Genomic DNA, 10,690 nt, shown 5'->3' with positions numbered 1-10,690 from the left:
CGCGCACTGTCATTGAAGACGCCCCGATTTCGCGCCGTAGAACAACTTTTCCAACCACTGCTCTAAAGGCCCAGCACCTCGCGCGCCTGCTGGGCCGTCGCGTCCTGGCCGTAAATCGGCGTTCCGGGCTGCTGGTTTTTGCTCTGCTCCAGATCACCGTTGTCCACCGCCACAAAGCCGATGGCCTCGATCAGTCCGCTGACTACGGCTTTGGCCTCCGCGTCGTCACTGGCGATGGGAATGGCGCGGCGCTGATCCAGGGCCTTGCTGGCGTCTCCCTGGCTTTCCAGGTCCGCCGACGCGATGGCGTTGAACGCCTTGACCACGCGCGCGCTCCCCAGATGCCGGGCCATGAAGGCGCTCTCGGATAGGCCACCCAGGTCGATCTTGCCGTCCCGCTCGGGGTAATAGTTGGCGGTGTCGATCACGATCTTGCCGTTCATCTGGACGGTGGGCAGGTCGCTGTAATGGCCGAAGGGGACGGTCTCGATAATCAGTTCGCCGAAGCGTGCGGCGTCCTCGCTGCTGTAGGCCGTGACGCCGTGACCCAGACGCCCGGCGAGATCCCGCAACGTGTCCGGGCCGCGTGAGTTGCTGATCCCGACGTCGTGCCCGGCCTCCGCCAGCAACCGCGCCAGCGCCTGACCGATGTGTCCTGCTCCCAGAATGCCTATCTTCATGCCGCCACTGTAGTCCTGCGGAACCGGTCAGGAGATTGTCCGTTTCTTGCGGTACAGCGGACAGAAGGGGTGACTGCCAGGAAGGAAGCCCACTCGCCTCTTTCCCTGTAAATCTCAGGACCGCTCAGGGCTGCTTGTTCACCGATCCAGGCGAAACGATGGTGTAAGCATCCGGCCCAAAGTGTCCGCTGAGCTTCAGGAGCAAGACGGGGGCGGGGTGCTGAGCGTTCCACTGGGCAACAGGCGCGGTCACCAGTTGCTGGTACGGCTCAAGGGCCTTCTGAAACTCGCTGGGGTTGGAATACAGTTTGTAGTCCTTGAAGTCCGGGGGCACATGAAATTGAACACTTCCCACCTGGGCCTGGGCGGTGGTATTCAGGAGATTGAGAAAGCCACCCACAGGCTTGCCCTTCGCGTCCATTCCCGTCCAACTCACCAGTTTGGGGATGACCAGCGCGTAAACCGCAGCCTTCTGAAATTCACCCTTGAAATTGAGCCGTCCTGTTAAACTCTCCGGTTCGATCAGGGCGTAGGGCATCCTGAGATCATTGTTCAGACCAAGCCCAGCCGAAGACAGGGTGCTGGTATACAGGCTGTTGATCACCTGCCAGTCATCGGTTTCAATCTGGATGTTCGTACCACTCGCTTTAAGGACCGGGTTGGTCCAGCCACTAAGGCGCAAATCTGCCCTGTTCATGGCGAGGGTGTACAGAAGTGCGTCCGTCCGGTAGTAGGACTTGCCGCCCTGAATCAAACTCACGCCCGGCCATTGATAGTCAGTGATGCCGCTCACTGGAGCTGTACCCGGCAGGGAGAACGTTGCATTCTTCGCAGACCCGCTCACCTTTCCGCCCGCCTTCTCGATAGCAGCTTTCAACTGCCCAAAGTCCAGATAACTCGTCGGCCCTGTGTTCGGAAAGCTACCGTAAATGCTCTGCACCTGCGCCAGCCCCTGCGGCAGCGCTGAGAAAACAGCGGTGGCCAGCAACGCGCTCAGCACTCCTGCCTTGCCCAACGCCGGAGCGGTGTATACGTCCAGCATGCCCCTGCTGACCTGCACGGGTGCGCCCAGTTCGCGCAGGGTCTGGCGTTCAGCTTCGGCGGCGCTCAGGCCCGAGAGCCGGAATTCCTGGCAGCGCTCGGCAATGTGGCCTTCCAGTTCGGTCCGCAATTCACGCCGCGCCCGGCCCCACAGCCCGCGCGTGGCCTGCCTGACGTACTGTTCCGTCTGTTTCATGTCATGCCTCCGGTCAGGGTCCACAGCTTGCCCAGTTGCTGCGTGAAGGTCTGGAATTCGGCGCGGCGGGTGTTCAGCTCACGTCCACCACTCTCGGTCAGGGTGTATGCCTTGACCTGATTGCCGCTGCGTGGGCCGCTGGTAAATTCGCTGCGAACAAAGCCCGCCTTTTCCAGTCGGTGCAGCGCCGGGTACAGGCTGCCCACCTTCAGGTCAAAGTAGCCGTCGGTGGCGGTCTGGGCCAGTTTGCTGATCTCCAGGCCGTATTTGGGCGGTCCCTGGATGATGCTCAGCAGGATCAGATCGAGGTGACCGCGCAGAAGATTGGCGTCGGGCGGGGTGGGCGGTGCGGTGGACATGGCTGGGCCTCCTGTGTATTGGGCTGCTCCGTATTGAGTATCCCTGTATTGAATTGCCCTGTATTGGGTTGCTCTATCGTGTTCCTATACATTGCGCCAACTGGGTTGGGCTGTCAAGTTCTCCGGCATTGCGTAACCACCTTCACGGTAGGTTCCAGAGTTAATGCAGTAGAACCTCACTTATGGCCCGTCCCCGCACCATTACCGACGAGCAGATCGTGGAGGCGGCCCGTGAGGTCTTTCTGGAGCAGGGATTTGCCGCCACCACCGCCGAGATCGCCCGCCGCGCCGGGATCTCGGAAGGCACGCTGTTCAAGAGATACGCCAGCAAGGAGGACCTGTTCGAGGCGGCAGTGGGCCTGCACGATTACGCCCACTGGCGCGCGAATCTGCTGGAGCGGCTGGGGCAGGGCGAGGTCCGGGTCAATCTGGAACAGGCGTTCATGGAATTTCTGGGGGAGGCTGCCGCGATCATACCCAACCTGATGACGGTGCTTTCGCGCGGGCACGATCCCGAACACAACCGCATTCTGGAGCGGCTGGGCAACCCGGTGCGCCAGGACGCGGAGGTGCTGGCCCGTTACCTGCGCGCCGAGCTGGGGCTGGGCCGGGTGCGCCCGCTGGACGCCGAGGTCACGGCCCTGACCATTCTGGGCGCGCTGACCACCTACGTGCATCAGGAACACATGATGAACCAGACCGGACGCGAGCCGATGGATGCCGGGCGCTTCGTGCGCGGGCTGCTGGACCTGCTGTGGCCGGGGCTTACGCCGTGACCGTGCCGTTTTCTGGCCTGCCTCCACCTTTGGAGGGTGGTCTGGACCGGGAGCGAGGGTGTAGCATCTTGCCCGAAAGTAAGTGGCCACTCTAGAAACTCTGCACGAGAAACTCCACACGCCGAATCTGATGCTCTCCACCCCTGTTCCGAGGTTCACCCCATGACACGACGTTTCCCTACCCTTTTTCTCTCGGCCCTCCTGAGCCTGGGCCTGCTGGGCGCAGGCCACGCGCAGACCGCGCCGCCCCCTGCACCGGTACCGACTGCCCCCACTTTGACTGCGCCAGTTCCGATTGCGCCCACTCCAGCTCCAACGGTACCCACGCCGCTCCCGCTGCAACAGACCTCGGTTGACCCGGTCCAGGTCCAGACCGCGCCGTTCACGCTGAATAATGTGCTGGCGCTGCTGCGTGGGTCTCCGGGCTGGCAGTCGGCGGACCTGACGTACCGCGCCGCGCAGCTTGCCCTGGACAGCGCCCGCACCCGCGCGGGCCTGAGCCTGAGCGTGGGGGCCGACGGCAACCTGACCAAGGTGCCCTGGGACACGGGCGAATGGCAGGGCAGCACCACGCTGAACGTGAGCGCCGCGTTGAACTTGCTGCCGTGGTCCCCCGCCCGCGAGGCGGTCCACAGCGCCGAACGCGCGCTGGCGGCAGCGGCAGTGGACCTGCGCAACAGCCGCGCCACGCTGACCATTCAGGCCGCGCAGGCGTTTGCCGGGGCACGCAGCGCCGTGACCGGGGTGGCCCAGGCCGACGCGCAACTGGCCCTGAGCGTCCGCCTGCGAGCAGTGGCCGACGAGCAACGCGCCCAGAATCTGATCACGGCAGAGGCCGTGCTGGAGCGGCAATCGGCGCTGGAATCGGCCCAGGCAGCGCGGGACAGAGCGGTGCGCGGCGTGAATCTGGCGGCGGCGCAACTGACCCGCGTGCTGGGGCGGCCCCTGGCGCTGCCCAGCGATCTGAGCAGCTTCGGCAGCCTGCCCAATCTGGCCCCCTCCAGTGATCTGAATACCTTGCTGTCACGCGCCCTGAGCGCCCGCCCGGAAATCGCGAAGGCCGAGGTGGCGCTGGCCGACGCACAGGCCGCCCTGGCCGCCGCGCAGCGCGACGCCCGCCTGCCGGACCTGACCGCTGGCGTGCGCGCCGGGCAGCTCAGTGATGCCAAGGGCAACGCGGGCCGCACCGTCAGCGGCAGCCTAAATTCCAGAACCGGCGTGCTGGGCGTGCAGGTCAGCCTTCCGCTGAAGGACACGGGCGAGATTCCAAGCGGGGTGGCGCTGTCGCTGAGCGGCACCTACACCTTGCTGGGCGGCGCGGGGGCCGGGGAACTTGCGCAGGCCAGCCAGGGCGTGCAGCAGGCGCAACTGGGCCTGAGCAGCGCGCGGCAGGGCGTGGATCTCGATGTCCGCACCCGCCTATCGGACTATCAGGATGAGGTGGGAGGGCTGACCAGCCTGGGGACCGCGTTGACCCGCGCCCAGACCGCGCTTGCGAGCGCCCGCGCCCGCGTGGACGCCGGACTGGGCACGCCGCTGGACATCGATCAGGCCGCGTTGGGCGTGACGCAGGCGCAGAACGCCATTGACGCTCAGGCGGCGGCGGTGGAACTGGCCGCACTGCAACTGCTCCAGGCCACGGGCGAACTGGACCCGGTGTTGCTGGGCCAGATCCCGGTTCTGCCCATCACGCCTGCCCCAGCCCCTCTCCCGACTCCCCCCGTCCCGACTCCACCAGTGCCCATGCCGACTCCACCAGCGCCCGGCGTCACACCTGCCCCCGCGCCGTCCACCCCCGAACCCGCCCCACCTACCCCTGCCCCCGGAGGCCAACCATGACCACCCACACCACCCGCATTCTGACCGTCCTGCTGACCCTCGGGCTGACCACCACACCGGGCCACGCCGCCGCGCAGACGGACGCCACCAAACTGACCCTGGCCAGCGCCGTGAGCCGCGCCCTGGCGGGTGGGCCGGACGTGACCACCGCCCGCGCCAACCTGCAAAAGGCCCAGGCCAACCTGCGGGCGGTACGCGCGGACCCCACCAGCATCATCACCACGCTGACGCAGGCCGAGCAGGACAACACGGCGGCGGCGGTCACACTGGACGGCACCAAGCTGAACGTGGCACAGACCGTGATCGGGCAGTATCTGGCCGCCTACGAGGCGAACGGGCGAATCAGTCTGAACAGCGCGCAGGTGGCGCTGGACAAACGCAACCTGCAAATCGCACAGGCGCGGCTGGCCGCGAAAGTGGCGACGCAACTGGACGTGAACCGCGCCCAGACCAGCCTGAACAGCGACACCCAGGAACTGGCCGACGCACAGGCGCAACTTCCGGTGCTGAAGTCACAACTGGCCCGTTCGCTGGGCCTGCCCACTGGGACGGTGCTGACCCTGGCTGATCCACCCGCCCCGCCCAGGCTGGACGCCAGCCTCGCCACGTTACAGGCGGGACTTGAAAAACGCCTGCCGTCGCTGAGCCAGGCCAGTAACGGCCTGAGCCTCGCGGCCTTGCAGGTCAAGCTGGCGGACAACGACTACACGCCCGCGCGCACGCTGGAAGACGCCCGCACCGCCCAGGCCAACGCCCAGCGCGGTCTGGACGACGCCTTGAAGGCCGCCGGGACCGGGGTACGCAACGCCTACGTCGCTGTGCAGAATGCCCAGGAAGGGGTGGGGATCGCCCGCCAGCAAAGCGCCAATGCTGCAACCACCCTCAGTCAGGCCCGCGCCCGCCTGAAGGCCGGGACCGCCGCCGCCGTGGAAGTGCAACAGGCCGAGGTCCAGGCCGCTCAGGCCGACTTTGCCGTGACCCAGGCCAGTGACGGACTGTGGAAGGCCCTCGCGGCGCTGGGGGCGGCCTCCGGCGTGGACGTGACCGGACTGGCAAAATGAACTGGACTGGTCAAATAAGCCGGGCTGGTCAAATGAATTGGACTGGCAAAATGAAGCAGGTGTTGCCATTGCTGGTCCTGACCACCCTGCTGGCCGGCTGCTCGCGGCCCGGTCAGGAGGCCAAGCCCCAGGGCAACGATCTGAACACCGCCCCGGCCAAGACCACGGTCCTGAAAGTGCAGACTGTTACCGCGAAGCAGGGCACGCTCCGGGTGCAGCGCAGTTCCAGCGCCATCATCACGGCGCAGAAGGACTCGCAGGTTGCGACCCAGAGCGGCGGCACAGTCACGCGCCTGCTGGCCGATGAGGGTGAACAGGTGGGCGCGGGCGCGGTGGTGGTGCAACTTGACGACACGCAACAGCAGCAGGCGCTGCAAAATGCGAAGTTGCAGGTCCAGCAGGCCCAGATCAACTTGCAACAGACCCAGAACTCCACGGCCAACGCGGGCGCGTCGCTGACCTCCGCCGTGGCGTCCGCCGAGGCGACGCTGGCCCAGGCGCGGCAGAACGCACAGAGCGCCGAGACGCTGTACGGACTGGGCGGCATCAGTCTGGCGGACCTTCAGGCGGCGCGGGCCACGCTGGCGCAGGCGCAGTCGGGCCTGTCCTCAGCCCGCAACAATCTGGAACAGAACGGGCGCAGCGCACAGGGCAGCGTGCCCCTGCAACGGGTGGCCCTGGAAACCGCACAGGCGGGGGTCAGGCAGGCCGAGGAGAATCTGGCGCGCACCGGGGTCAGGGCACCCTTCGCCGGAACGGTGGCCAGCATCAGCGCCAGGGTCGGCGAATTTGCCGCGCAGGGCACCGCCGTCTTCCGGCTGGTGGACCCCGGCAGCATCCGCGCCAAGTTCAACATTCCCAGCAGCGACGCCTTCGCGCTGGCCGATGGGACCAAGCTGAATCTGGGCTACGGCGGCGTCAATTACGTGGCGACGGTGCAGGGTAGCCCCGGCATCGCGGGCAGTGACCGGCTGGTGCCCATCACCGCGCGCGTGCAGGGCGGCGAGAAACTGCCGGTGGGCGCGGCGGCCCAGGTGCGCTACCGCGCCGATCTGGGCCAGGGCGTGTTGATTCCCAGCAGCGCCGTACAGGTGGACGGCGGCGAGAACGCCGTGTTCGTGGCGGTGGACGGCAAGGCTGAACGCCGCGTGGTCACCGTGATTGCCGAGTCTGGCGGCCAACTGGCCGTTTCGGGCGTGGACCCCGGCCAGTCGGTGATCAATCCACTGCCCGGCAGCCTTCAGGACGGCGCGGCCATCGCGGTGGATACAGGCGCTAAGGATGCCGCCAAACCCGTGGAGAGTGCGCCATGAGTACCCACGAATCCGGTGACCTGAATGCTCCACGCGGCACGCTGCCCGACGGCACGCCGGAGCCGGTGATCAACCCCTTCGTGCGCTTCAGCGTCCGCAACTATGTCTTTTCCATCGGCATTTTCGTGCTGGTGGCGCTGCTGGGGCTGGTCTCGGTGTTCCGGCTGGGCGTGGAACTGCTGCCCAATTTCGAGGTGCCAATCCTGGCGGTCAGCACCACCTACGCGGGCGCGAACCCCGATCAGGTGGACCGCGAGGTCAGCCGCCGCATCGAGGACGCGGTCAGCACCCTGGCCGGAGTGGTGGACATCAACACCACCTCCGTGAGCAACCAGTCGGCGGTTGTTATCACCTTTGCCGACAGCACCGACATCGACTCGGCAGCCAACAGCGTGTCGCAGGCGGTGGCCGCCATCCGGGGTTCCCTGCCCAACGGCGCGGACGCCCCGGTGGTTCAGAAATTCGATCCCAACGCCACCCCGATCCTGTCGCTGGCCCTGCTGGGTGGCAGCGCCAAACCCGACGACGTGACTTCCTACGCCGAGGACACCCTGGTGCCCCGGCTGGAACGCGTTGAGGGCGTGGCCGACGTGCGGCTGTCGGGTGGGCCGGAACGCAAGATCCAGGTGCTGCTGGACCCCACCCGCCTGCAAAGCTACAACCTGACGCCCGCGCGCGTCACCGGGGCCATCAGCGGCTCGGCGCTGGACCTGCCCGCCGGTACGCTGACGCAGGGTGGCAACACCACGGGATTTAGCACCCGCAACACCCCGCGCAGCGCCGCTGATGTGGGCCGCATCATCGTCGATCCGGCCAACGGGCTGCGGGTGGCGGACGTGGCCAGCGTGCGTGACGGCAGCGCCTCACCTACCTCATTCGCGCGGGTCAACGGTCAGCCTGCCGTGCTGCTCTCGGTGCGAAAGGCCTCGGGAACCAATTCTGTGGCCGTGACCGACAACGTGCTGGCCGCCATGAAAGCCCAGCCGCTGCCCCAGGGATACAGCCTCAAGCTGGCCAACGACACCACCCGTGAGACGCGCGCCACCGTTTCGGACACCTTCAAGGAATTCTTGATCGCGGTGGCCGCCGTGGGCCTGATCTGCCTGCTGTTCCTGGGCCGCCTGAACACCGTGTTTTCGGTGATCCTGGCGATTCCGATCTCGATCAGCGCTGCGCCCCTGCTGTTCGGGCTGCTGGGCTTCACCTTCAACATCATCTCGCTGCTGGCGATCATCGTGGCCATCGGCATCGTGGTGGACGATTCCATCGTGGTGGCCGAGAACGTGCAGCGTTACCGCGACATGGGCTACGGCCAGGTCCGCAGCGTGCTGCTGGGGGCCAGCGAGGTCTTCTCAGCGGTGACCGCCGCGTCGTTCTCGCTGCTGGCCGTGCTGATCCCGCTGAGCTTCTTCCCCGGCATCCTGGGCCAGTTCTTCAGCCAGTTCGGGCTGGGCATCGCCGCCGCCATTACGCTGTCGTGGCTGGAAAGCCTGCTGTTCCTGACCGTGCGGCTGGCCTACACCGCCGAGGCCCGCAGCGTGAGCTGGGCCGAGCTGCCCCCCATCGTGGCCCGCCTGCCCGAGCTGTTCCGGCGCACGCTGGCCGGAGTCAAAACAGTGCCCGGCGTCCTGGCCCTGATCCTGGGCGGCACGGTCACGGGGCTGGCCCTCTCGGGCACGGGCCTCCCCCTGCCCGTCAAATTGATCCTGGCCGCCCTGCTGGCCCCCGTCGTCTGGACGCTGGTGCGCTATGTCGTCACCGTGCTGTACGCCTTCCTGGAAGCGCTGACCGGCACCCTGCACGGCGTCACCATCAAAGGCGTGACGGGCGTGGCCCGCGCCTATGCCCGCAGCCTGGGGAACGCCCTCAAGCGGCCCTGGATCGTGATGCTGGTGGCCCTGGCCTTCATGGGCAGCGTCGTGCTGATCGCGCCGAAACTGGGCTTCGCCTTCGTGCCGCAGACCGACAGCGGCATCCTGAACGTGGACCTGACGCTGCCGGTGGGCACCGATCTGGCCACCACCAACGCCGTGACCCGCCAGATCGAGGACCGCTTGCTGGCCCGCAAGGAGGTCCGGCTGGTACAGACCAGCGTGGGCAGCGGCAGTCTGGTGGGCGGCAACAGCGCCAACGCCTCCAGCCTGACCCTGACCCTGATTCCCAAGGAGGAGCGCCAGGGACTGGACCTGCTGAGCGCCGAGTACCGCACCCTGCTGGCCCCCGTGGTGGCGAACCGGCCCGGCGCGGAGCTGACGGTGGCCTCCCAGCAGACCGGACCCGGCGGCAGCGCCGACATGACGCTGGCACTGACCGCCCCCAATCAGGCGCTGCTGCTGGAGCGCAACCGGGAGGTCGTGCGTCTGCTCCGCAAAGATCCCAACATCCGCACGGTCAAGAGCAGCCTGAGCGCCACCACCCAGGAACGCACCTTCATTCCCGATCCCAACCGGCTGTCCGGCACCGGCCTGAGCGCCAGTGACGTGGCCCAGGCGCTACGGACCTATAACGATGGCTCGGTGGCGGGCAGCGTCCGCGACGGCGATCAGAGTGTGGACATCGTGGTGCGGCTGGACCCCTCGCTGATCCGCGACGAGCAGAGCCTGCTGTCGCAGACGGTCTACTCGCCCGCGCTGAACGCCAACCTGCCCCTCAGTGGGCTGGGCACGTTTCAGGTGGCGCAGGCCCCGGCCACCCTGAGCCGCCTGAACAAGGCGTACACCGCCACGCTGGACATCAACCTCAAGCAGGGCGGCCCCAATCCGTTCGCCTATCAGGCAGTGCTGGAAAAACGTGTGGGCGACGCGGGACTGCTGAAAGACAGCGTCACCCTGGGCAACGCCAGCGCCTTCGGCAGCTCGGGCCTGACGGGCGATCTGGTGTTCTTCGGACCGATCATCATGATCAGTTCGATCCTGCTGACCTATCTGGTGCTGGGCAGCCAGTTCAACTCGTTCCGCTACCCCATCTACCTGCTGCTGCCCGTGCCCATCGCCATCGTGGGCGCACTGTGGACGCTGGGCCTGTTCGGCGTGAATCTGGACGTGATCACGGTGCTGGGGATGGTGGTCCTGCTGGGCCTGTCCACCAAGAATTCCATCCTGTATCTGGAATTCGTGACCGAGCGCGCCCGCAGCCTGCCGCTGAGGGAGGCGCTGATCGAGGCTGCCGAACTGCGCTTCCGCCCGATTCTCATGACCACCCTGACCGTGTTGGTGATCAGTATTCCGCTGATCCTGGGCCAGGGCGACGGCGCGGAGTTCCGCCGGGGCCTGGGCATCGTGATCCTGGGCGGCGTGGTGACCAGTACTTTGCTGACTTTCTACGTAGTGCCCACCGTGTTCTGGCAGTTCGAGCGCCGCCGCCTGAAGCCTGACGCTCCCGTGCAGATGGGCGGCACCCCCGTCCCCGGCGACTGATCCGCCGAC

Annotated in this window: 8 protein-coding genes; 5 read left to right on the top strand and 3 right to left on the bottom strand. The window is 66.7% G+C overall.

The features are described 5' to 3' along the window. Window positions 1-62 precede the first annotated feature (62 nt). From DAAJ005_RS00640 to DAAJ005_RS00630, 3 genes are all read right to left on the bottom strand, one after another. The gene (locus tag DAAJ005_RS00640) at window positions 63-680 is read right to left on the bottom strand and encodes an NADPH-dependent F420 reductase (protein ID WP_151845410.1); all 618 of its coding nucleotides are present in this window, start codon (window positions 678-680) and stop codon (window positions 63-65) included. Between the two features lie 124 nt (window positions 681-804). Next, window positions 805-1,917, bottom strand: a complete 1,113-nt coding sequence (locus DAAJ005_RS00635; RefSeq protein WP_151845409.1) for a permease prefix domain 1-containing protein — start codon at window positions 1,915-1,917, stop codon at window positions 805-807. Continuing rightward, window positions 1,914-2,276 (bottom strand): PadR family transcriptional regulator, encoded by a 363-nt coding sequence (locus DAAJ005_RS00630; RefSeq protein ID WP_075835941.1) that lies wholly within the window; start codon window positions 2,274-2,276, stop codon window positions 1,914-1,916. The genes DAAJ005_RS00635 and DAAJ005_RS00630 overlap by 4 nt, the downstream gene beginning before the upstream one ends. A gap of 182 nt (window positions 2,277-2,458) precedes the next feature. On the opposite strand from DAAJ005_RS00630, the gene DAAJ005_RS00625 reads away from it, so the two are divergent. From DAAJ005_RS00625 to DAAJ005_RS00605, 5 genes are all read left to right on the top strand, one after another. Beyond that, window positions 2,459-3,052 (top strand): TetR/AcrR family transcriptional regulator, encoded by a 594-nt coding sequence (locus tag DAAJ005_RS00625; RefSeq protein WP_151845408.1) that lies wholly within the window; start codon window positions 2,459-2,461, stop codon window positions 3,050-3,052. Window positions 3,053-3,214: 162 nt separating this feature from the next. Next, the gene (locus DAAJ005_RS00620; RefSeq protein ID WP_151845407.1) at window positions 3,215-4,891 is read left to right on the top strand and encodes a TolC family protein; all 1,677 of its coding nucleotides are present in this window, start codon (window positions 3,215-3,217) and stop codon (window positions 4,889-4,891) included. After that, the gene (locus tag DAAJ005_RS00615) at window positions 4,888-5,952 is read left to right on the top strand and encodes a TolC family protein (RefSeq protein ID WP_151845406.1); all 1,065 of its coding nucleotides are present in this window, start codon (window positions 4,888-4,890) and stop codon (window positions 5,950-5,952) included. The genes DAAJ005_RS00620 and DAAJ005_RS00615 overlap by 4 nt, the downstream gene beginning before the upstream one ends. A 50-nt stretch (window positions 5,953-6,002) precedes the next feature. Then, window positions 6,003-7,265: an efflux RND transporter periplasmic adaptor subunit gene (locus tag DAAJ005_RS00610; RefSeq protein ID WP_226342349.1), complete on the top strand. Its 1,263-nt coding sequence runs from the start codon at window positions 6,003-6,005 to the stop codon at window positions 7,263-7,265. Further along, on the top strand, window positions 7,262-10,681 hold the full coding sequence (locus DAAJ005_RS00605) for an efflux RND transporter permease subunit (RefSeq protein WP_151845404.1): 3,420 nt from the start codon (window positions 7,262-7,264) through the stop codon (window positions 10,679-10,681). Before DAAJ005_RS00610 ends, DAAJ005_RS00605 begins: the two co-directional genes overlap by 4 nt. Window positions 10,682-10,690 lie beyond the last annotated feature (9 nt).

Origin of the sequence: Deinococcus sp. AJ005 (assembly GCF_009017495.1) — a bacterium.
GTDB lineage: Bacteria > Deinococcota > Deinococci > Deinococcales > Deinococcaceae > Deinococcus.
The sequence above is the reverse complement of the archived record's forward strand: the minus strand, read 5'-3'. Positions and strand labels throughout refer to the sequence as shown.

Excerpts from the sequence above, each read along its gene's own strand:
- DAAJ005_RS00640 (WP_151845410.1), bottom strand. The coding sequence starts at position 680 with ATGAAGATAGGCATTCTGGGAGCAGGACACATCGGTCAGGCGCTGGCG.
- DAAJ005_RS00635 (WP_151845409.1), bottom strand. The coding sequence starts at position 1,917 with ATGAAACAGACGGAACAGTACGTCAGGCAGGCCACGCGCGGGCTGTGG.
- DAAJ005_RS00630 (WP_075835941.1), bottom strand. The coding sequence starts at position 2,276 with ATGTCCACCGCACCGCCCACCCCGCCCGACGCCAATCTTCTGCGCGGT.
- DAAJ005_RS00625 (WP_151845408.1), top strand. The coding sequence starts at position 2,459 with ATGGCCCGTCCCCGCACCATTACCGACGAGCAGATCGTGGAGGCGGCC.
- DAAJ005_RS00620 (WP_151845407.1), top strand. The coding sequence starts at position 3,215 with ATGACACGACGTTTCCCTACCCTTTTTCTCTCGGCCCTCCTGAGCCTG.
- DAAJ005_RS00615 (WP_151845406.1), top strand. The coding sequence starts at position 4,888 with ATGACCACCCACACCACCCGCATTCTGACCGTCCTGCTGACCCTCGGG.
- DAAJ005_RS00610 (WP_226342349.1), top strand. The coding sequence starts at position 6,003 with ATGAAGCAGGTGTTGCCATTGCTGGTCCTGACCACCCTGCTGGCCGGC.
- DAAJ005_RS00605 (WP_151845404.1), top strand. The coding sequence starts at position 7,262 with ATGAGTACCCACGAATCCGGTGACCTGAATGCTCCACGCGGCACGCTG.